Genomic DNA, 20,613 nt, shown 5'->3' on the forward strand with positions numbered 1-20,613 from the left:
TTGAACAGCGACCCCGGCGCGGCTGAACATGGCCGGCGCGACGGGAAGAAAACCGACGGCGGGCGTGCGCGCCGCGGCATCGGCGGCTCGCACGTTCCGTCAGTGCGGCGAGGTCAGGTCAGTCAGGTCAGGACTGCACGAAGGCGAGCAGATCGGCGTTGAGGACGTCGGCGTTCACGGTCAGCATGCCGTGCGGATAACCGGGATATGTCTTCAGCGTGCCGTTTTTCAGCAGCTTGATGGACTTGAGCGCCGCATCGGCGTAGGGCACGATCTGGTCGTCTTCGCCGTGCAGCACCAACGTGGGCACGCTGATCGACTTGAGGTCTTCCGTCTGGTCCGTCTCCGAGAAGGCCTTGATGCCCTCGTAGTGGGCCTTGGCGCTGCCCGTCATGCCCTGGCGCCACCAGTTCTGGATGACACCTTGATGAACCGTCGCATTCGGGCGGTTGAAACCGTAGAACGGGCCGGCCGGCACATCGAGGAAGAATTGCGCGCGGTTGTCGGCGAGCGCCTTGCGGAAGCCGTCGAATACGTCGAGGGGCAGGCCTTCCGGATTGGCTTCGGTCTTCAGCATCAGCGGCGGCACCGCGCTGACGAGCACTGCCTTCGCGACGCGTCCCGCCGGTTCGCCATGCTTCGCGACATAGCGCGCCACTTCGCCGCCGCCGGTCGAGTGCCCGATATGCACTGCGTTCTTCAGGTCGAGCGCTTCGACGACCGCGAAGGCATCGGCGGCGTAGTGGTCCATGTCGTGACCTTCGGAAACTTGCGACGAACGTCCGTGCCCGCGCCGGTCGTGCGCGATCACGCGATAGCCCTTTTGCACGAAGAACAGCAGCTGCGCATCCCAGTCGTCCGAAGACAGGGGCCAGCCGTGATGGAAGACGATGGGTTGAGCGTCCTTCGGGCCCCAGTCCTTGTAGAAGATCTCGACGTTATCCTTGGTCGTGACGAACGGCATGATGAACCTCGCTGGTTGGAAGAAGGTGGAACACGACGTCGTGCCGATGCGCGACGGCGGCACAGGTCCGACGAGCATGCGAATGGATCAGAGGAGACAACCGGCGTTCAGCCGGACTTCACGATTGAGCGCCGGCGATGAACCGCCGGGGAATTGCATGAGGCGGGTATCGGCCACGAAACGTCAAGCTTTGCGTCCGGTTTCGTCGCCCGAGTAGAACAGTACACGTTTGCTGTGTCGACTGGATGGATCGCCCGTCGGTGAATGGGGTTGTCGACGCGCGTCTGACGCATCACGCCGGTCTCCCCGTCACGACGACCGTGTTGGCGACGCGGTCATGCAAAGCCTGTTTGCGTGGATTGAACCAGATCCAAAAAAAGCCCGCACCGAACATGGCAAAGGTCAGCAGATAGCCGACGGTGCGCAGGATGGACTGGCGCGGCGTCATCGGCTCGCCGCTGTCCGCATCGACGATCCGCAGTTTCAGCACGTGCTTTCCCGGCGAGGTTCCCCAAACGGTCCACAGCACGCCGGTAATCAGTATCGGAACGCATTGCGCGAGCATCAGCCAGAGAAACATGTCGGCGGCGAGTGCATCGGGTGACAGCGGCATCGTGTCGAGCGAGGGTCCGAGGGGGACGAACAGCGCAATGAGCGTCCACCACAGCGAATCGATGAACAACGCGCGGCCACGCTCGGACACCGTGGCGAGGCGCATGGGGAAGGAATCGGGTTGGTCGGGCAACGGGCGTCCTGGGATAAAGTCACGCAATCATCCGATTTGAGCACACTCACGTGAAACGGAACCTGAAAGCGGGCATCAGGCGCGCGATGGCTGCGGCGTTCATCGCGCTGGCTGGAAGCCAGGCGGCGGCGTCGGACTGGAGGCTGATCGCGTCGAACCCGTCGTTCGATCTGTTCGCCGATGCATCGAGCTTCGTCGGCGGGCCGGTCAGCCGGGTGTGGGTGCGCTTCGAAGGCAAGCCGCCTTATAAGGAATTGAATGGCCGCGTGCAGGTGAAAGGGATGGAAAGATGGTCGATCGATTGCGCGGGCAGGCGGATTGCGACGAGCGACTACACGGGGTACGGCGCCGACGGCGAGCCGGTGGTGAGCGAGCCGGGGTCGGCCGATGATTTCCGTGACATCCCGCCGGATTCGGTCTGGGATGTGGCGGCGGAGAAGATCTGCGGAGCCGAAGGAATGGAGTGAAATAACGACGCCTCCGCAAACCTGAAGCGCATAAAGGAACGGCCGCACGGTTCATGGCTCAGGACCAGCCGCCGCCAAGGGCCTGAATCAGGCCTACGGAGGCAGTCAACCGTCGGGTGCGCAGGTCCAGCGACGAGATTTGCGCATGGAGTTCGGTGGTCTGCGCCGTCACGACATTCAGATGACTCACTGCCCCATCCCGGTAACGCGACATCGCGAGCGCCAACGTCGATTGCGCCGAAGCGAGGGCCTCGTCCTCGTTTCTGGACGCGTCCCCGAGGTGGTGCAGCAAAGCCAGTTCGTCTTCGACTTGCTGGAATGCGGCAAGCACCGTTTCGCGATAATTGGCGCCGTTCTCCGCGAGCTTCGCGCGTGCAACGGCCACCGCCGCACGTCGTCTGCCGCCGTCGAACAGCGTGAACATGAGCTGCGGTCCGATGGACCAGATCTCGTCGGGTGCGGCGAGCCACGGCGAGAAGGTATCGCTCTGATAACCGCCGTCGAGTCCTAGCGTGACATCAGGGAAGAATGCTGCCTTTGCCACGCCAATGTTCGCGTTGGCGGCGGCAACGCGTCGCGTGATGCCCGGATTGATGTCCGCCTGGCCGCCATCCGGGGCCGATCCTGCCGGTTGCGTTGCGGCAACCATGGTGTCTTGCGCTTGCGGCGTCACGGCCTGGGCGAATGCGGGAATGACAGCGGATGCCATGGCGGCGGCGGTGACTTGCACGAGCTTTTTTCATGAATCTCTCCAGGGAGGGGTTACCTGTCCAGACAAGCGGATTGCCTGCTGTCGGTATGGAGAGACTACGGATTCGCCACTGTGCGAATTGCCCGAAAACCATGAAGAGTTTTTTATCTTTCGCGTCACGCACCGGTTTCTTCCGCTGCATCGAATCCAGTTCGCCACGCATCACCGTTTTACGAAGATCAGTCTTCCCGGAATTCGGAACATTGATGTTTGAAGGTTCCTTGATCTGCCACCGCGCCTGGCAGACTGGTTCGTACGCGATTTCCGCGTGCCACACGCCGCCCACGAAACCAATCTCTTGCTCGGGGTGCAGAAGGATGAAGAAAACGATGGTGGCCGCCACACTGCCCGCTTTGATGATGATGTGCGGTGTGGTCCATGCGCAGAGCAGCGTTACGCTGTACGGCCTGATTGACGAAGGTCTGGATTTCACGAGCAACGCCAACGGCCATCATGCTTACCAGATGGTGAGCGGCGACACGATGGGCAGCCGCTAGATATGAATTTCGCATGCTCATCATTTCCCTGGAGTGGAGTGACGGGCTGGGGTCGCTGGATGAGCCGCAGTCGAGAGGACGACTGAGACAGCTTGAGTCTCATAGGTGACTGTGAGGAAGCTGCGATTGGTGTTCACCTGGCTTTGCCCTACAGGCTCGGAACGACTTTTGTTAGCTTCTCCGGGTAGTTGAATCAACTGGTTTTTTTCGCTCTTCGAACAGTCCACACAAACTCGAGCGCCCTCCTTGTCGCTCCCATCCTTTAGCCCAGATAGGAAAAACGCACGCATTAGTTCGGCGGCTATCGAGTCGAGCATAGCCATAGGGCTCCTTTCGCACGTTTGTTTCTGCGTGGTTGCTGGACATCGGTTGCGCAAGAAATTGATTCCGGCTAACTCAGGGTTAGCAGATGGAAGCAAGCGCATTGGCGCGCAACTAAGAAATCGAAATGCCTGCAACGATGCTACGAAACAGAGACGGCGAGATTGCGCCTGATACAAACGTTTGCTAATGTTTCTGGATGAAAAGCCTTTATTCAGCCTATTTGCTGAACGCTTTATAGGAAAGATTGACCAGCTGCAGTAGTTGAATCATGTAGGTCTGACTCTTGTACGTAGATTGACTTGGATGAACATCTCGTCATCCAACACCTCATACAGGGCGCCAAATGTTCACGCTGGTCAGGAAGCTCGCTCGACGACGTCCGGCCAAAACGCGCAAGCTACTATCTCGACGCGTTCGAGCCACGATTTTTTCTTTCCTTTTCATCTTAGCCGGGCAGTGGTCTTCGCCGGCAACGGCGACCGAAGGTGCGCTTGGTCGACCGGTCGCTGGCACGAGCGTCTTGTCAGGCATCGGCCTCGTTCCTCCCGAAAACATAACGATCGTCAGCCTGCAGCAGCTCTACATCGACGGGTCAATCAGTGGCGGTCGGCAGGTACCTATCGCCGGCAAGGCCTCCTTAGGCATTGACGGCGAAGTCGCGCTGACGCTTGCATCGCTCGTTCATGGGTGGGGCGGATCAGGGGGATGGAATTTTGCATCCGGCATCACGCTCCCGTACATATGGACGAAAGTTACGGGCAGCTTTGCAGCCGGACGATTCGCCAGTTCGACCAGCGACCGGGCGTCGAACCTCTACGACATGTATTTCACGCCGATTGAGGCGGGCTACAACCTCTCTGAAACGGACCATATCTCACTGAGTTTCAATTTCTGGGCGCCAACGGGCAAATATGATTCGAACGCGCTGGCAAACCCTGGATTGAACAACTGGACCTTTATCCCGCAACTCGCTTACACCAAAAGTTTCCCTGAATACGGCCTTGAGTTTGATGCAGTTGCAGCGGTTCAGTTTTACACGCGCAATCACGACACCGACTACCAAAACGCTCCGCTTTTTACGCTGGACGTGATGGGCCTGAAGAAGTTTTCCAATGGAGTCGGCCTCGGGCTCGTCATGGGCACGGTTCAACAACTTGGGAATGATTCTGGTCCGACTGCTGACCGTCTAAACGGCTTCGTGGGACATGACTTCGCGCTCGGCCCCATCGTTACCTACGACACAAAGCTGGGTGGAAAGGCGCCGTTCTCGGCGAGTCTTCGGTGGGTACCCACTATCACCAGCACCAACCGGTTGAAGAGCACAAGAAGCTTCATGGCAACGGCGACACTCATCTTCTGAGCTGCAGCCGTTCTCTATACGCAAGGTTTTGAGGATTCCCTGATGGACTTCAAAGGCTTCGTCGGCTTTTCGTCACTCGTTGTTGTAATCGTCTTCGCCGGCTGCGCGTCCCCAGCTGGCTCCTCGCCGTCAGTCAGCGACACGCCCGCGGTTGCCGCAAGCGCGCCGCAAGCAGCATCCGCAACGCCTGCGACGCAAGAAGACACGACGACCAACGTAGCACCGTACGACCAACAGGCAGTTGGTGCTCTCTCACAGATGGGGGACTACCTACGGTCCCTGTCGCAATTCGAGGTCCGTGCTGATTCATCCACCGACCTCGTGCTCGACAATGGCCAGAATGCAAGCTATCTGCATCACACGGTCATCAAAGTCAGAAGACCGAATCGACTGCGCGCCGACATATCTGGAAGTCGTAGAGACAGAGGCATCGTCTATGACGGACGAGACTTCGTCATCTTCAACACGGGCGACAAGTATTTTTCTCGAAATCCAGCTCCGCCTACGATTGATGGCCTCGTCCAGGAGCTTGCCACGACCTACAACATCGAAACACCGCTTGCCGACCTTTTTTACTGGGGCAATGGCAAGGTGGACGACCTTGCATTGACCTCAGCCCAGAATTTAGGGCTTGAGCGCGTTGAGGGTCATTGGTGCACGCACTATGCATATCGACAGTCCGGCATCGACTGGGAGCTGTGGATTGAGAAAGGCAGCCGCCCGTTACCTTGCCGCATGGTCATCACAGATGTGAGTCAAGCGTCTCGCCCTCGTCACGAGGTCACCTATCAATGGAATACCCACGTTTCCTTTGGCCCCGGCACCTTCATGTGGCGACCGCTCGCCGGTTCCCATCAGATTGAATTGAAGCCAGCCACCGGCTCGCCTCTGCAGGAGGCGCAATGAAACGTACCTTCCGTCTGACGGCACTCTCCCTGGTCGTGGTTCTGCCGTTGTCGTCAACGACTGCTCTCGCATTCCGTGGGATGGCACGTACCAGCGTTCACCCCATGCCGCACGGCAATTTCGAAGGTGGGCATGCACCTCACGGGGCGCCGCCGAGTGGGCAACTTCATGGAGCGCCGCCGCCAGGACCGGCCCCGCATCCTCCGGGGCCAAGCCCCCAGCCTGGCCCGAGCCCGCAGCCGAACCCTCATCCTCCGGGACCGCCGCCGGGGCCACACCCGCCTGGACCGCCGCCGCCGGGGCCAGGACCGCATCCGCCAGGACCTCCGCCCCCGCCGCCGCCCCATTATTGGGGGGGCTGGTACGCGGACCCCGTTGCTGTTGGCGTAGCGGTTGGTGTCACCACGGCACTTGTCGTTGGTACTGCCGTAGCGACGCTGCCTACGAGCTGCTCGGCCGTCGTCGTCAATGGCATCACTTATCAGCATTGCGGACCGAACTGGTATCAGCCGCAATACGCAGGGACGACTGTGCAATACATCGTGGTTAGTCCACCGCGATAAACCGGACCAGTGAACATAAAAAGCAGTCAACTTCCGAGGGCAACACGTGGCTTATTCAAAGGTGCGGTGGTGGGGGGTGTTCACGCTGGCGCTCGTCGGCGTGAGCGCGCGAGACGCTGGCGATAAAAGGTTCAGGAAATTGCTGGTGTTCTGCAGCGAGCCGCCGAACACCGACGGCTCGTCACCTATCAACGCTTGCACTCACTCTTCAAACCAGGCGATTCACTTACAGAGCGATATCGCTTGCTGCACGACGCGGCCGATTCCCTCTGCGATTGCGCGCGCCTCGATTACGGCTGTTTGATGGCGCTGGATAACGGCTTGCCGGGCGAGGACTTCTTCCAGCGCTTCAAGCACAACAGGCCGCACGAGTTCGAAGCAGTGATGGTTATGCGGCACCGGGGCGCTCAACGGTAAAGCGCCGTCTTGTTGCGGAGGCTGAACGAAGACGAGTCTTTCAACATGCGGCCACAACTAAGTTGCGAACGAATTCTTTCCAATCATCACCCGGCAGAGTTTGACGAAGGCGGGGGAGGCGAAATGACGAGACATGAACGGCTTGTCCTCCTCAGTAACAAAGTTCTGGGCGAAGCCCTTTGGTTGCCAGATGATGTCGCGCAGGGGCTGACTGAAGAAGCGATAGCGGAGGCGCAGAGTGAAACCACCAACGTGCGCTTCGTCATAGGCGCTGAAGCGGAAGTGGGCGGACGGAACCGTTTTGTCTCAGTTGTCTCACCCGATATTGAACTGCCTGCTAGCGACTCAGACCACAATGACCAATGACCGGAGATGGAAAGGCATGATGCTCAAGCGTGTCGCCGTCGCCTTGCTGACAATGAACCTTCCATTCGCTGCTCTCGCACAAAGCGCGGCCGAGGACGCGAACAAGAGCAACAACCCGCTGAATCTTGCCTCGTCGTTCAACATTCAGAACTTTTACACACCAAGTCTCTTCGGCGTAAGCGGTCACACGAACGATTTTTTGCTGCGTCCGACTATCCCCGTCGGTCCTAACAGTCTTATTCCGGTGCCCGAGATTTTCCGATTGACTGTACCTGTGAGTACAAGACCTGACCCATCTGGCGGATACAACACGGGCTTGGGCGACATCAATTTGTTCGATATCTTTCTCCTTCACGGAGGAGAGACACAAATCGGCGTCGGACCACTTGTGACGCTGCCCACCGCAACGGACCGAACACTCGGCACAGGCAAATGGCAGGCCGGTCTCGCTGCAGTCGTGGTGAACGCAAACAAGCAACGACTTCTGGGTGCCTTGGTTCAGTGGCAACACTCGTTCGCCGGCCAAAGTGACCGGCCGACCGTGCAATCCTTGACCACGCAGCCGTTCATCATCTGGAACTTCCCAGAAGGCTGGTACCTCCGCTCAACCGGGACGTGGACGTTCGACCTCCAACACGGCAGCTACTACATTCCGGTAGGCCTCGGCGGAGGCAAAGCCTGGAAGGGCGGCACAACCATCTATAACTTATTCGTCGAACCGCAGTATTCCGTAGCGCACTCGGGCAACGTCCCGAAATGGCAGATTTTCGCTGGCCTGAACATGACCTTTGGAAAATGACATGAATCGCGCACTCAAGAAGATTGCTTTCGCCACATTCGCCACCGCCGCTACGCATATCGCCGTTGCTCAGACGGGCCCTGCCCAACCATCGCAATCGGCTGCGGCGACTACACCGGGCCCTGTGCCCGGTTATGTGATGTCGGAGGCATATGCCCGGTCTATCGCGCGCACACTTTACGTTTGGGCGTGGCCCATGACCAACGTTTACAACCGCTTGCTGGCTGCGCGACAAGTCAAGGAGCCTGGCTTGAACGAAGGAATTGTGCCGCTCGGGCCGCCCAATCAACTCTCGATGCTACACGACTACATGGAGCCAGCGGAGCGCTTTGTCGCCTGTCCTAATCAGGACGTCGTGTATGGGTCGGCGACCTTGGACCTCGACGCATCGCCTGTTGTTGTGCAGGTGCCCAACTTCGGAAGCCGTTTCTGGGTGTTCCAGGTTGTCGATACACGAACCGACAGCTTCGCCAATCTTGGCAAGATGTATGGGACGAAGCCGGGCTTTTATCTACTCGTTGGTCCGAACTGGAAAGGCTCGGTGCCGAAGGGCATCAGCAAAGTGTTCCGCTCGCCCACGTCGACGGGCCTCGTGATTCCGCGCGTGTTCATGGACGACACGCAAGAAGACCGCCAGGCAATTCAACAAGTCATCAACGGCATTGGCGTCTATCCCGCAAGCGAGTATACCGGCAAGCCAAAAGCCACCGATTGGTCGAAGTTGCCTACCATCAATCAAAACGCCGGCAGTGGTGAAGGCGAGATTCGCTTTGTCGATCCGGAGAAATTCTGGGATGAACTTCCGTTGGTCCTGAAGGCAGCGCCACCCATGCCTGGAGAAGCCTCGCTTTACTCGCAGGCGAAGGGCCTCCTGATGGCCGCGCAACAGGACCCTGCAATCAAGGCCGCGATTATTGACGAGAGCAAGAAGGCAGAGACAGAAATCATCTCACCGCTGCTCAACTTCAACAGCTTCGGTAAGCCGCTTGCTAATCACTGGAACACCATCAGCAATGGCGCTGCGTTCGGCACCGACTACTTCACGCGTACGGCGGTTGCCAGGTCGAACATTCTCGTGAACAAGAGTAACGAGACCAAGTATTTCTACCTGGATAACGATGCCGGGGGGCAACGGCTGAATGGCTCACACGCCTACACCGTCACGTTTGCGAAAGGCTCGACGCCGCCCGTCAAAGGCTTCTGGTCGTTGACGCTTTACAACGCTCATCACTTCTTCGCGCCGAACGACATCAAGCGCTATTCGGTCGGGACAAAGAACAAGGACCTCAAGCTCAATCCGGACGGGACGCTGACCGTCTACATCCAAAGCACGCCACCGGAGGGCGACAAGCGAGCGAACTGGCTACCTTCTCCCGCGAATGAAGACTTCTCATTGTATGTGCGGGCGTACTGGCCGGAAACAGCGACCTTGGATGGGACGTGGAACCCGCCTGCGGTCCAACCTGCACAGTGAACTTAGGAGAGACTGCGAATGAACACTCGACTTCGTATTGCTGCTTGCGTTGCATCGCTCCTCGCGAGCGGTGTTTCGAGCGCGCAATCCACGCACTATAGTGAGCTTGCCAACCTTCCGTTTCCCGGCGGGTATCCCGCGCCCAAATCGGTTCAGCCGTTGCAGGACGAATGGCTGTTCCAGCGCGCAGTCCAGGTCTATCTATGGGCCTTGCCGGCTCTCAACGTCTACGCGATGAAAGAAGGCTCAGAGCAGAAGTTTGGTGCTGGTTACAACGTGCTGCCTATCTTCAAAAAGCGGCTCGACGCGAAGACCCTTATCACGACGCCGAACTCGGACGTCATCTACGCGCTGGGATATCTCGACCTCGCCAAGGACGGCCCGCTCGTCATCGAGGTGCCACCCGGTTTGCAAGGCATTCTCGACGACTTCTTCCAACGGCCTATCTGCGGTCCGCAAATCGAGGCACATACTTGGTGCGGTGATGTGGGTCTTCCTGGACCGGATAAAGGAAAAGGAGGCAAGTATCTGCTCGTGCCTCCCACATATAAAGGCGATATACCGGACGGCTACTTTGTCTACCGGCCGCGAACGAATGGAGTCTTCGTGTTCTGGCGAGGCTTCTTCAAAGACCCGAAGGACCTGGAGGGTCCGGTCAAAGTTCTGGAGCAGACGAAGATTTATCCGCTAGGCCAGGAAGCTACCGCCAAGCCGATGCAATTTCCTGACGCGTCGGGTGTTCCCGTGAACATGCTCTATCCGACTGACGGCACCGCATTTGACATGCTCAAGCGGTTCATCGACAGCGAGTATCCTGACCCTTCTGACAGCGAGATGCGCGGCATGGTCGCCAGCCTTGGCATCGTCAAGGGCCAGCCCTTTAACCCTGATGCCAGGTCAAGGAAGCTTCTGGACGAAGCGGCCAAGACTGCCGCCAAGATGGCGCGCGTAGTTGCAGTTGCGCCCCCAGCGAATGGCGCTGCTCCGAAATACTATCCGGACCGACAGTATCTAAATGTCTTCCCCGGCAATGCCGAGTTTACGTCGCCGACATTCACTTACATCGACCAGCGCACCGGTTTCTTCACATTCGCGTACTCGACAAGCCCAGGCATGGCCGTCAACATGGTCAACGTCGGGGCAAAATATCCCGTGACGTTCCGGGACGCCGAAGGCAAATTGCTGATGGGCGAACACAGCTACAAATTGCATTTGCCGCCAGACATTCCTGCCGCCATTTTCTGGTCGGTAACAGCGTACGATGCCTGGAGCGGCTCGGGTTTGCAGAACGGCCAGCCATTCCCGTCAATCAACACAATGGACCAACCGGCGAAGAACGCTGATGGCTCGGTTGACATTTATTTCGGGCCGAGCCGGCCTGCGGATGCAAAGAACTTTATCCGCACGGTTCCCAAGAAGGGCTTCTTCGTTATCGTCCGGTTGTACGGCCCGACGCAACCTTTCTTCGACAAGATCTGGAAACCCGATGACATCCAGAGGGTCGGCGTCGATTAGGCGAAGAAGGTTGCTGTGAGTAGCGGGCACGCTGACATAGATCGAGGACTTGAATCCATCGAGTCGCTGCTGACCTTTGTCTAGGCACGCTGTCGTTACGCCCGCTCCGTATCTTGTTCGTGGTATGGAAACGGTCGGTTCAGCAGCGTTTCAACGAAGCTGGCAAAAGCCCGAGCTTTTGCCGTGGCCATCCTGCCGGTTGGAAACACGGCGTACGCATCAAGGGCTGGCAGGCTCCACTCGGTTAGCACCGAGATAACTGCGCCTCTGGCCAGCTCTGGGGTGAACATCCAATTGGATGCGACAGTTAGCCCGAGGTTCGAAAGAACAGCCTCCCGTATCCCTTCGGCTGCGCTCAGCCTCGTTCGTCCTCGCATACTCACGGATTCTTCCGCGGCGTCACGCGTTAAGGTCCAGGTCGTCGGTAATTGGCTATAGATGATTGCCTCATGCTTCTCAAGGTCAGCAGGCGCGCGCGGTACCCCCGCGCGCTCAAAGTAGGCCGGCGTGCCCAGCACAAGGAGGCGGCCGCTTGCAAGCTTGCGAGCAACCACAGACGAGTCGGGCAACGACGTCATGATTCGAAGCGAAACATCGATACCTTCGGCGACGAGGTCAATGACTCTGTCGTCCATCACGAGGTCGATTGAGAGGTCTGGATGCTGCTCGAGAAATGTCGGCAGATGTGGAACAACGTGGATTCTCGAGAAAGTAGTCGTTGCTGACACACGAAGCACGCCCGAGAGGCCCACCCCCGCGCCACGCGCGGTAAGTTCGGCTTCGTCCGCTTCGGCTAACGCCGCTCGCGCGCGCTCGTAATAGCGCTGGCCAGCCTCAGTAGGAGTGAGCCCGTGAGTCGAGCGACTTAGCAGACTTACTTTTAGCCAGTCTTCGAGTTGCGCCACCACTTTCGAGACGGCCGGCTGACCCACGCCCAGTTGGAGGGCAGCCGATGAAAATGAGCCGGTGTCCACAACCCGAATGAAGGTCTCCATTGCGCGAAATCTATCCATGTCATTCCTCGATGGAATAGCCGTTATTGTATTCGCGCTTCTACCATTCCAAATCTTTGGGGCCTATCTTTCCCCTGCGCCTCGATACGAGGTATTGCCTTCAGGAGAAATCAGATGAGTCTGCAAGCCAAACTAGCCGCGTTCAAGAAAAACTTCGAAGCCGGCGGCCCGCCCTATAACGCGCCGGAATGGATTCACGAGCCTATGCGCCGCGCGACGAACGAGCTAGTCGCTGCAGGCATCGCGAAGAATGCGGAAAAAGTCGGCGACGTCGCGCCAACCTTCCGATTGCGAGACGCGGACGGAAACGAGGTGTCCTCCCTCGAAATGCTGACGCAGGGGCCGCTGGTCATTAGCTTCTATCGTGGCGTATGGTGCCCTTACTGCAATATGGAACTGCAAGCATTGCAGGAAGCACTTCCGCACATCCGGGAGCTTGGCGCCAACCTGGTCGCAATTTCCCCGCAGACGGCACCAAACAGCCGTCGCTCAGCGCGCGAAAACAAGCTCGAGTTTCCGATTCTCTCCGACCCAGGCAATGAGGTTGCTGCGGCGTTCGGACTGCGCTTTGCACTGCCAGACTACCTTATCGACCTCTACAAGAACGTGTTCAAGAATGATTTGGGAATCGTCAACGGCAACCCAAGCTGGACGCTGCCGATGCCAGCCCGTTACGTCATCGGACAAGACGGCATCATCGTCTACGCGGAGGTGAATCCTGACTACACGACGCGGCCGGACCCCGAAGAGCTCTTGCCTGCTCTGCGTAAGCTCGCTGACGCTGGCAAGTAAGCGCGGCGAATCGCTACAGTGACTATCTGATTCACCTTTATGTTGCGAATCAGATGGCGACAGATAATCGCAGGCGCCACACCTGCGATGGACACTTCTTCCTCTCCCGTAGTTGTCACACACGCGTCTGACAACCAGCCGCCGATTTCCGCGGCCTCCCTGGCTACGACTCTCCTCTGTGTTGCGTTTGGCGACATCGAATTCGTCGCACGCGAACCGGCGCTCTCACCGGCGATGGTGGCGTGCATGCGGCGGGCTGGAGCCGGCCTGCAATGTGTGAGCGAGGTTCTCGAGACAGGGGCGAAAGTGGAGTCAGACAGTCGTTTTTGTGACCAGACGCGAGGGGAAGCATGGTCGTAAGTCGTCGAGCTAGTGCGGGGTTATTTGGAAACATGGCCGGATGACCACATGAAGGTGCTCTTGGAGCAGCTCACCGAAATAGCACTGACGGTCGGCGCGGGGAGCACCGAAAGTTAATTGGCAGAGGGATGTTTGGTGCGAGGTAGTTTGCGGGTCAGGTGTGCTGGCCGCGAAAAGTTGGGAATCAGGTCGTGATTCGTCCCAATCCCGCAATCACGTACACATCGATACGTGGTCGCTCAGCCGTCGAACCAAGGCCTTCGCAGGGGATGTCCCAGTCTTTCACTTCGCCGACGAAAAATTACGCACTTTCGCGACAACTGTGCGCGGACTGTTTTGCGTTGTTACAGGTATTTGGTTCAAGCGTGCGATGCCTTTGGTGACAGGGGTTCCGGGCGTGGAACCCCATTGCCAACAAGAGTGGGTCCGCGGCCCGCGCGGACCTCCTTCGAAGTCGCTAACCCCGCCCATCCAAACCGCCCCCCTCACTCCACCGTCACCGACTTCGCCAGATTCCTGGGCTTGTCGACATCCGTCCCTCGAGCACAAGCCGTGTGATAGGCCAGCAGTTGCAGCGGCACGACGTGAAGAATCGGCGACAGCGCCCCATAATGCTCCGGCATGCGGATCACATGAATCCCGTCCTGACTGACAATCCGCGTATCCGCATCCGCGAATACATACAGCTCTCCCCCACGCGCCCGCACTTCCTGCATGTTCGACTTGAGCTTCTCCAGCAGCGCATCATTCGGCGCCACGGTCACCACCGGCATCGCTTCGGTCACCAGCGCGAGCGGTCCATGCTTGAGCTCACCCGCCGGATACGCCTCGGCGTGGATATACGAAATCTCCTTGAGCTTCAACGCACCTTCGAGCGCAATCGGATAATGCAGTCCGCGCCCGAGGAACAACGCATTCTCCTTGCGCGCAAAGTCCTCCGACCACGCGATGATCTGCGGCTCCAGCGCCAACACGCTGTTCAGCGCCGCCGGCAAATGGCGCAGCTGCGCAAAATACGCCGCTTCCTGCTTCGCATCGACACGACCGCGCATCTTCGCCAGCGTCACCGCCAGCACGAACAGCGCGACGAGCTGCGTCGTGAACGCCTTCGTCGATGCCACGCCGATCTCCGTGCCCGCATGCGTCAGGAACGCGAGTTCGGTCTGGCGCACCATCGCGCTCGTCGCCACGTTGCACACGGCGAGCGTGTGCTTGTGACCGAGCGACTGCGCATGCTTGAGCGCCGCGAGCGTATCGGCGGTTTCGCCCGACTGCGAAATCACCACGACCAACGCCTTCGGATTCGGCACCGACTCGCGATAGCGATACTCACTGGCAATCTCGACCTGCGTCGGAATCTTCGCGATCGATTCGAGCCAGTACTTCGCCGTCAGGCCCGCGTAACTGCTCGTGCCGCACGCAAGAATGAGAATGCTGTCGATGCCCGCGAACACTTCTTGCGCGCCTTCGCCGAACAGCGCCGGATCGAAGTGATCGGCTTGCGGAATCGTGTCGGTGATCGCGCGCGGCTGCTCGAAGATTTCCTTCTGCATGAAATGCCGGTACGGCCCGAGTTCCACCGCGCCGCCATACGCCGTCACCGTGCGGACTTCACGCGCCGCCGGCAGGCCTTCGCGATCGACGATCTTCACGCCATCCAGTCCGATCTCGACCACATCGCCCTCTTCGAGGAACGCGAAGCGGTCCGTGCTGCCCGCGAGCGCCAGCGCATCGGAAGCAAGAAAGTTCTCGCCCTGCCCCACGCCGACCACGAGCGGCGAGCCCTGGCGCGCGCCCACGACCGTATGCGGCTGATCCTTGTGAATCACGGCGATCGCATACGCGCCGTGCAGCATCTTCACCGCCTCGCGCACGGTCTGGAACAGGTCGCCGTGATACATGCTGTGGATCAGATGCGCGATGACTTCGGTGTCGGTCTGCGAGACGAACTCGTAGCCCTTGCCCTTGAGCATCTCGCGCAGCGTCTCGTAGTTCTCGATGATGCCGTTGTGCACCAGCGCGACCGTATCGCGCGAAAAGATCGGATGGGCGTTGTCCGTGATGGGCGCGCCATGCGTGGCCCAGCGCGTGTGCGCGATGCCGGTCATGCCGGCGAGATTCGAGTCGCGCACCTGGGCATCGAGGTCGGACACGCGCGCGACGCTGCGGGCGCGGCGCGGTTCGCCATGGCTCAGCACGGCCACGCCGCACGAGTCGTAGCCGCGATATTCGAGGCGGCGCAGCCCTTCGACCAGCACCGGGACGATGTTACGTTGCGCTACCGCGCCGACAATTCCGCACATGGGCGTTCATCCTTTGAAACCAGTATCTGAAAGCGCGGCCCACCGGGCCGCGCGCGTCTGACTGCGTCAAACCAACAGCCTTACGACTTGTTCTTGTTCTTGACCGGGCGCACGTAGCCCGTCTTGCTCACTTGCGTTTTCTCGTTGAGCACGAGTTCCTTCTCGCCGATGTCCTTCCACACCGTCGTGCCCGCCGCGATCGTCACGCCGTTGCCCACGCGCACCGGCGCGACCAACTGGGTATCGGAGCCGACGAACACGTCGTCGCCGATCACCGTGCGATGCTTGTTCGCGCCGTCGTAGTTGCAGGTGATCGTGCCCGCGCCGATGTTCACGCGCGCGCCGATGTCGGCATCGCCGATATAGGTCAGGTGGTTCGCCTTCGAGCCGCGCCCGAGCACCGCGTTCTTCACTTCGACGAAGTTGCCGACGTGCGCTTCATCGGCCAGCTGCGCGCCCGGCCGCAGCCGTGCATACGGCCCGAGTACCACGTTCGCGCCGGCCGTCGCGCCTTCGATATGCGTAAAAGCATCCACCCGCGTCCCGGCGCCGATATCGGCATCGCGGAGCACGCAGTTCGGGCCGATCGTCACGTTGTCGCCAAGCGTCACGCGCCCTTCGAACACACAATTCACGTCGATGGACACATCCGCGCCGCATTCGAGCGTGCCGCGCACGTCGATGCGCGCCGGGTCGAGCAGCGTCACGCCCGCATCGAGCAGCGCGTGCGCGACGTTGCGCTGATGAATCCGTTCGAGTTCGGCCAGCTGGACCTTGCTGTTCACGCCGAGCGTTTCCCATTCGGCGTCGGGCTGGGCGGTGACGACCTCCACGCCCGATTCGATCGCGCGTTCGACGACATCGGTCAGATAGAACTCGCCTTGCGCGTTGTCGTTCCTGAGCGATGCGAGCCAGCCTTCGAGCGCGCGCGTCGGCGTCACGACGATGCCCGTGTTGATTTCCGCGATACGGCGTTCTTCTTCGGACGCATCCTTCTGCTCGACGATCTTGCGGACCGAGCCGGCCGCATTGCGCACGATGCGTCCATAGCCGGTCGGATCGCCGACGTCCACGGTCAACACGCCATATCGGTTCTCGTCTGCCGCATCGATCAGGCGTTCGAGCGTGCTGGCGCGCGTGAGCGGCACATCGCCGTAGAGCACGAGCGTGGCCACCGAGGGATCGAGCAGCGGAAGCGCTTGCTGCACGGCGTGTCCGGTGCCGAGCTGCCGTTCCTGCAGCGCGAACTGCACGTCCGGCGCGCCGACAGCCTCACGAACCTGGTCCGCGCCATGTCCGACGACGACCACGAGGCGCGTCGGCGAAAGCGTGCGCGCCGTGTCGATGACATGGGAGAGCAGCGGCTTGCCCGCCAGTGAATGAAGTACCTTCGGCAGGGCGGAGCGCATGCGCTTGCCCATGCCGGCAGCCAGAATCACGATGTTCATGCCGGGAAGCCTTGCTGGGTGTGACGAGCCGCCAATATAGCATCCGGCTCCTTGATGCAATGCGGCGAAAGCCACGCCGCATCCTGCTCCGACAACGGTTACAGGTCGTCGAACTGCACAATTGAAATGGTGCCCGCCGACGTTGACGGTTCGCTTGCGCACGGTTCTTCGTCGAACGCGATATCGCCCTGCGGATCCGCTTCGCCCGTCGCGCGCAATCCGGCGAACGGAAACAGCGCGCCGTCCATCAGATGCGACGGCACGACATTCGACAGCGCGTTGAACATGTTCTCGACCAGCCCCGGGAAACGCTTGTCCCATTCACGGATCAGCGCTTTCATCTCGGCGCGCTTCAGGTTCGGCTGGCTTCCGCACAGGTTGCACGGAATGATCGGAAATTCGCGCAACTCCGCGTATTTCTCCAGATCGGTTTCCTTCACGTAAGCAAGCGGACGGATCACGATGTTCTTGCCGTCGTCCGATTGCAGCTTGGGCGGCATGCCCTTCAGCTTGCCGCCGTAGAACATGTTGAGCAGCAGCGTCTGCAGGATGTCGTCGCGATGATGGCCGAGCGCGATCTTGGTCGCGCCGAGTTCGCCCGCCACGCGGTACAGGATGCCGCGCCGCAGCCGCGAGCACAGCGAGCACGTGGTCTTGCCCTCGGGCACCAGGCGCTTGACGATGCTGTACGTATCCTGATTCTCGATGTGAAACGGAATGTCCAGCTTCGCCAGGTATTCGGGCAGCACGTGTTCCGGAAAGCCGGGCTGCTTCTGGTCGAGATTGACGGCGACGAGCTCGAAGTTGATCGGCGCGCGCTCGCGCAGGCGCATCAGGACGTCGAGCATCGCGTAACTGTCCTTGCCGCCGGACAGGCAGACCATGACCTTGTCGCCTTCCTCGATCATGTTGAAGTCGCCGATCGCCTCGCCAACCTGCCGCACGATGCGCTTGTACAGCTTGTTGTTCTCGTACGCTTCCTTTTGCTGGCGCTTCGTCAGCGCCTCGCGGACCGGTTTGACCTCGTCCGGGGTGTCGAGCGTGTCGCGCGCGTTCATGCCTGTTCCTCCTTGATGCGGAAGACTTCGACGCCGACCGCGTCGCAATCGGGATAGACGTCGGGCTTTTCCGTCGATACGGCCACCGCGCGCACGTCCGGATGCGCCAGCAAGGCGGCGGCGACGTCGTCGCACAGCGTTTCCTGCAGATGGATATGGCCGCGCTTCACGCGTTCCGCGATGGTCGAGCGCATGAAGTCGTAATCGACGACTTCGGCCAGCTTGTCCGCGACGGGCGTCGACAGCGCGAGCGGCACGTACAGCTCGACATTGATCACGACGCGTTGCTCACCGCGCTTCTCGAAGTCATGCACACCGATGTTGATGCGCACTTCGTAGTTGCGCAGAAAAAGCCGCCGGCAATCGGTCAGCCGGGGGTGCGAAAGTGCGGCAAGCATGGTCTCATCCAAAAGTTGGGCGCGTCAGTGATTCTGCGCGCCGATCATGTACATCACGTCGCGCGGGCTCGGCACGAGGTGCTGGCCGCCATCGACAACCAGCGTCGTGCCGGTCACGCCGTGCGCATTCGCGAGATAGCACGCGGCCTGCGCGACATCCTCCACCGTCGACGCGCGATTCAGCGGCGTCACGCGATGCGCCGCCGCGAACGTCGCAGGCGTCTGCCCGGCGGAGATCATCGTCAAACCCGGTGCCAGGCCCACCACGCGCAGCTTCGGCCCGAGCGCCTGGGCCAGCGCCACCGTGGCGTTGTCGAGCGCGGCCTTCGTCAGCGTGTACGACAGGTAATCCGGGTTCATGTTGTAAAGCTTCTGGTCGAGCACGTTGATGACCACGCCGCGCAGTTCGTCGCGATCGGACGCGGCGTCCGGCAGGATCTCGTGCAGCATGCGCGCGAGCAGCAGCGGCGCGGCGACGTTGATCGCGGTCATCTCCAGCAGCTTCGCGTAGTGGAAATCGCCGGCGGTGTCCTCGTCGAAACGCGATGCGCAGTTCACCACGCACTGCAGACCGCCGAACGCCTCGACGCACGCCGGCACCAGCCGTGCGACTTCGGCTTCGACGCCGAGATCCGCTTTCAGCGCCACCGCGCGCCGCCCGAGCGCCTCGATGAGCGCCACGGTTTCGCGCGCTTCGTGCTCCGAGCCGCCGTAATGCACCGCCACGTCCCAGCCCTGCCGCGCGAATTCCAGTGCGATGCCGCGTCCTACCCGCTTCGCCGCGCCGGTCACGAGCACGGCGCGGGAACGATGGGCGGCGCCGGAAGACGGCGCGTTAGCGGAAGAAAACGGTGTGGAGGCGCTCATTTACAATGCGGGGATGAACTCGAATGCTCGACAATCCGATAGTTTACCTGCTCCGGGCGCCGACGCGCTCGCGCAATCCGAAGCGCTGACCGGGCTGATCCGCGAACGCATCGCCGCTGCGGGCGGCTGGCTGCCGTTCGACCGCTATATGGATCTGGTCTTGTACGCTCCCGGCCTGGGCTATTACAGCGGCGGCGCCATGAAATTCGGCCGCCGCTGGGAAGACGGCAGCGACTTCGTCACCGCGCCCGAGTTGTCCCCGCTGTTCGCGACCACGCTCGCCCGTCCCGTGGCGCAGGCGTTGCAGCAGAGCGGCACGCGGCAGCTGATGGAGTTCGGCGCCGGCACCGGCAAGCTCGCCGCCGGCCTGATGAGCGCCCTCGCCCAACTCGACGTGCCCTTCGACAGCTACGCGATCGTCGATCTTTCCGGCGAATTGCGCGCGCGCCAGCGTGAAACCATCGAACGGGACGCGCCCGCGCTCGCCGCGAAGGTGCAATGGCTCGATTCGCTGCCGGACAGCTTCGAAGGTGTGGTGATCGGCAACGAGGTGCTGGACGCGATGCCCGTGCGCCTCGTCGCGCGCAAGCTCGGCGCGTGGCACGAGCGCGGCGTGGTGCTGCTGGACGACCGCCTGGCCTTCGACGACCGGCCGATCACGCCCGACGCGCAAGTCGAACTGATCGATGCCGCCATCGACGACGCCAACGACGAACCCTTCGCCGAATACGTGACGGAAACGCACGAAGCGGCGCTGGGCTTCACGAAGACCGTCTGCACGATGCTCGTGCGCGGCGCGGCGTTTTTCATCGACTATGGATTTCCGCGCCGCGAGTTCTATCACGCGCAGCGGGCGGGCGGCACGCTGATGTGTCACTACCGGCATCGCGCGCATCCGGATCCGTTTCTCTATCCGGGCTTGCAGGACATCACCGCGCACGTGGAATTCACGGGCATCGCGGAAGCCGGGGTCGAGACCGGCGCGGATCTGCTCGGCTTCACCTCGCAGGCCCGCTTCCTGTTGAACGCGGGCGTCACCGACGTGCTCGGCGAACTGGATCCGTCCGATGTGCGGCGTTTCCTGCCGGCCGCCAATGCCGTGCAGAAACTGCTCTCCGAGGCCGAGATGGGCGAGCTGTTCAAGGTGATCGCGTTTTCGCGCGGCATCTCCGGCACGCTCGACGCCTTCGCCACCGGCGACCGAACTCACACCCTGTGATTTTTAT

18 protein-coding genes and 2 pseudogenes are annotated in these 20,613 nt (G+C 60.6%); 11 read left to right on the forward strand and 9 right to left on the reverse strand.

The features are described from left to right. Positions 1-127: 127 nt before the first annotated feature. Both QCE62_RS14340 and QCE62_RS14345 read right to left on the reverse strand, forming a co-directional pair. Positions 128-964: an alpha/beta hydrolase gene (locus QCE62_RS14340; RefSeq protein ID WP_309811730.1), complete on the reverse strand. Its 837-nt coding sequence runs from the start codon at positions 962-964 to the stop codon at positions 128-130. A 292-nt stretch (positions 965-1,256) separates the two neighbouring features. Next, positions 1,257-1,682 carry an RDD family protein gene (locus tag QCE62_RS14345; RefSeq protein ID WP_309919867.1) on the reverse strand — a complete coding sequence of 142 codons (426 nt, stop codon included), beginning with the start codon at positions 1,680-1,682 and terminating at the stop codon, positions 1,257-1,259. Between the two features lie 77 nt (positions 1,683-1,759). On the opposite strand from QCE62_RS14345, the gene QCE62_RS14350 reads away from it, so the two are divergent. Beyond that, the gene (locus QCE62_RS14350) at positions 1,760-2,176 is read left to right on the forward strand and encodes a surface-adhesin E family protein (protein ID WP_309918985.1); all 417 of its coding nucleotides are present in this window, start codon (positions 1,760-1,762) and stop codon (positions 2,174-2,176) included. A 58-nt stretch (positions 2,177-2,234) separates the two neighbouring features. On the opposite strand, the pseudogene QCE62_RS14355 reads toward QCE62_RS14350, so the two are convergent. Further along, positions 2,235-2,753: pseudogene (locus tag QCE62_RS14355) on the reverse strand (TolC family protein); the annotation flags it as partial. Between the two features lie 491 nt (positions 2,754-3,244). Here QCE62_RS14355 and QCE62_RS14360 point away from each other — a divergent pair. The 8 genes and pseudogenes from QCE62_RS14360 to QCE62_RS14395 all read left to right on the forward strand — a co-directional run. Continuing rightward, positions 3,245-3,421 (forward strand): annotated as a pseudogene (locus QCE62_RS14360) (porin); the annotation flags it as partial. Between the two features lie 670 nt (positions 3,422-4,091). Beyond that, on the forward strand, positions 4,092-5,108 hold the full coding sequence (locus QCE62_RS14365; RefSeq protein WP_309918988.1) for a transporter: 1,017 nt from the start codon (positions 4,092-4,094) through the stop codon (positions 5,106-5,108). Between the two features lie 42 nt (positions 5,109-5,150). Continuing rightward, positions 5,151-6,014 carry a DUF2092 domain-containing protein gene (locus tag QCE62_RS14370; protein WP_309918990.1) on the forward strand — a complete coding sequence of 288 codons (864 nt, stop codon included), beginning with the start codon at positions 5,151-5,153 and terminating at the stop codon, positions 6,012-6,014. A gap of 806 nt (positions 6,015-6,820) precedes the next feature. Then, entirely contained in the window at positions 6,821-6,994 is a 174-nt protein-coding gene (locus tag QCE62_RS14375) for a hypothetical protein (RefSeq protein ID WP_309918993.1), read from the forward strand. Between the two features lie 45 nt (positions 6,995-7,039). Continuing rightward, entirely contained in the window at positions 7,040-7,360 is a 321-nt protein-coding gene (locus tag QCE62_RS14380; RefSeq protein ID WP_309918995.1) for a hypothetical protein, read from the forward strand. A gap of 16 nt (positions 7,361-7,376) precedes the next feature. Then, entirely contained in the window at positions 7,377-8,159 is a 783-nt protein-coding gene (locus tag QCE62_RS14385; protein WP_309918997.1) for a hypothetical protein, read from the forward strand. 1 nt (position 8,160) lies between these two features. Then, entirely contained in the window at positions 8,161-9,633 is a 1,473-nt protein-coding gene (locus QCE62_RS14390; protein ID WP_309919000.1) for a DUF1254 domain-containing protein, read from the forward strand. An 18-nt stretch (positions 9,634-9,651) separates the two neighbouring features. After that, positions 9,652-11,148: a DUF1254 domain-containing protein gene (locus QCE62_RS14395; RefSeq protein ID WP_309919002.1), complete on the forward strand. Its 1,497-nt coding sequence runs from the start codon at positions 9,652-9,654 to the stop codon at positions 11,146-11,148. A 95-nt stretch (positions 11,149-11,243) separates the two neighbouring features. Here the strand turns inward: QCE62_RS14395 and QCE62_RS14400 are convergent, their stop codons facing one another. Then, positions 11,244-12,161 (reverse strand): LysR family transcriptional regulator, encoded by a 918-nt coding sequence (locus QCE62_RS14400; protein ID WP_309919004.1) that lies wholly within the window; start codon positions 12,159-12,161, stop codon positions 11,244-11,246. A gap of 114 nt (positions 12,162-12,275) precedes the next feature. On the opposite strand from QCE62_RS14400, the gene QCE62_RS14405 reads away from it, so the two are divergent. After that, positions 12,276-12,953 carry a peroxiredoxin-like family protein gene (locus tag QCE62_RS14405; RefSeq protein ID WP_309919008.1) on the forward strand — a complete coding sequence of 226 codons (678 nt, stop codon included), beginning with the start codon at positions 12,276-12,278 and terminating at the stop codon, positions 12,951-12,953. 845 nt (positions 12,954-13,798) lie between these two features. On the opposite strand, the gene glmS is transcribed toward QCE62_RS14405, so the two are convergent. The 5 genes from glmS to QCE62_RS14430 all read right to left on the reverse strand — a co-directional run bounded on the left by glmS (position 13,799) and on the right by QCE62_RS14430 (position 19,387). Then, positions 13,799-15,616 carry a glutamine--fructose-6-phosphate transaminase (isomerizing) gene (glmS, locus tag QCE62_RS14410; protein WP_309919010.1) on the reverse strand — a complete coding sequence of 606 codons (1,818 nt, stop codon included), beginning with the start codon at positions 15,614-15,616 and terminating at the stop codon, positions 13,799-13,801. An 80-nt stretch (positions 15,617-15,696) separates the two neighbouring features. Continuing rightward, positions 15,697-17,064 (reverse strand): bifunctional UDP-N-acetylglucosamine diphosphorylase/glucosamine-1-phosphate N-acetyltransferase GlmU, encoded by a 1,368-nt coding sequence (gene glmU / locus QCE62_RS14415; RefSeq protein ID WP_309919012.1) that lies wholly within the window; start codon positions 17,062-17,064, stop codon positions 15,697-15,699. 98 nt (positions 17,065-17,162) lie between these two features. Beyond that, entirely contained in the window at positions 17,163-18,122 is a 960-nt protein-coding gene (ttcA, locus tag QCE62_RS14420; protein WP_309919015.1) for a tRNA 2-thiocytidine(32) synthetase TtcA, read from the reverse strand. Next, on the reverse strand, positions 18,119-18,520 hold the full coding sequence (locus QCE62_RS14425; protein ID WP_309810591.1) for a dihydroneopterin aldolase: 402 nt from the start codon (positions 18,518-18,520) through the stop codon (positions 18,119-18,121). Before QCE62_RS14425 ends, ttcA begins: the two co-directional genes overlap by 4 nt. A gap of 24 nt (positions 18,521-18,544) precedes the next feature. Beyond that, on the reverse strand, positions 18,545-19,387 hold the full coding sequence (locus QCE62_RS14430) for an SDR family oxidoreductase (RefSeq protein WP_309919018.1): 843 nt from the start codon (positions 19,385-19,387) through the stop codon (positions 18,545-18,547). A 13-nt stretch (positions 19,388-19,400) separates the two neighbouring features. Here QCE62_RS14430 and QCE62_RS14435 point away from each other — a divergent pair, with 13 nt between their 5' ends. Next, the gene (locus QCE62_RS14435; RefSeq protein WP_309919021.1) at positions 19,401-20,606 is read left to right on the forward strand and encodes a class I SAM-dependent methyltransferase; all 1,206 of its coding nucleotides are present in this window, start codon (positions 19,401-19,403) and stop codon (positions 20,604-20,606) included. The last annotated feature ends 7 nt before the right edge of the window (positions 20,607-20,613 follow it).

It is taken from the genome of Caballeronia sp. LZ033 (assembly GCF_031451265.1).
GTDB lineage: Bacteria > Pseudomonadota > Gammaproteobacteria > Burkholderiales > Burkholderiaceae > Caballeronia.

What these genes read in the sequence shown, in the direction of transcription:
- QCE62_RS14340 (WP_309811730.1), bottom strand. Translation starts at nt 964, where the DNA reads ATGCCGTTCGTCACGACCAAGGATAACGTCGAGATCTTCTACAAGGAC.
- QCE62_RS14345 (WP_309919867.1), bottom strand. Translation starts at nt 1,682, where the DNA reads ATGCGCCTCGCCACGGTGTCCGAGCGTGGCCGCGCGTTGTTCATCGAT.
- QCE62_RS14365 (WP_309918988.1), top strand. Translation starts at nt 4,092, where the DNA reads ATGTTCACGCTGGTCAGGAAGCTCGCTCGACGACGTCCGGCCAAAACG.
- QCE62_RS14370 (WP_309918990.1), top strand. Translation starts at nt 5,151, where the DNA reads ATGGACTTCAAAGGCTTCGTCGGCTTTTCGTCACTCGTTGTTGTAATC.
- QCE62_RS14380 (WP_309918995.1), top strand. Translation starts at nt 7,040, where the DNA reads ATGCGGCCACAACTAAGTTGCGAACGAATTCTTTCCAATCATCACCCG.
- QCE62_RS14385 (WP_309918997.1), top strand. Translation starts at nt 7,377, where the DNA reads ATGATGCTCAAGCGTGTCGCCGTCGCCTTGCTGACAATGAACCTTCCA.
- QCE62_RS14390 (WP_309919000.1), top strand. Translation starts at nt 8,161, where the DNA reads ATGAATCGCGCACTCAAGAAGATTGCTTTCGCCACATTCGCCACCGCC.
- QCE62_RS14395 (WP_309919002.1), top strand. Translation starts at nt 9,652, where the DNA reads ATGAACACTCGACTTCGTATTGCTGCTTGCGTTGCATCGCTCCTCGCG.
- QCE62_RS14400 (WP_309919004.1), bottom strand. Translation starts at nt 12,161, where the DNA reads ATGGATAGATTTCGCGCAATGGAGACCTTCATTCGGGTTGTGGACACC.
- QCE62_RS14405 (WP_309919008.1), top strand. Translation starts at nt 12,276, where the DNA reads ATGAGTCTGCAAGCCAAACTAGCCGCGTTCAAGAAAAACTTCGAAGCC.
- glmS (WP_309919010.1), bottom strand. Translation starts at nt 15,616, where the DNA reads ATGTGCGGAATTGTCGGCGCGGTAGCGCAACGTAACATCGTCCCGGTG.
- glmU (WP_309919012.1), bottom strand. Translation starts at nt 17,064, where the DNA reads ATGAACATCGTGATTCTGGCTGCCGGCATGGGCAAGCGCATGCGCTCC.
- ttcA (WP_309919015.1), bottom strand. Translation starts at nt 18,122, where the DNA reads ATGAACGCGCGCGACACGCTCGACACCCCGGACGAGGTCAAACCGGTC.
- QCE62_RS14425 (WP_309810591.1), bottom strand. Translation starts at nt 18,520, where the DNA reads ATGCTTGCCGCACTTTCGCACCCCCGGCTGACCGATTGCCGGCGGCTT.
- QCE62_RS14430 (WP_309919018.1), bottom strand. Translation starts at nt 19,387, where the DNA reads ATGAGCGCCTCCACACCGTTTTCTTCCGCTAACGCGCCGTCTTCCGGC.
- QCE62_RS14435 (WP_309919021.1), top strand. Translation starts at nt 19,401, where the DNA reads ATGAACTCGAATGCTCGACAATCCGATAGTTTACCTGCTCCGGGCGCC.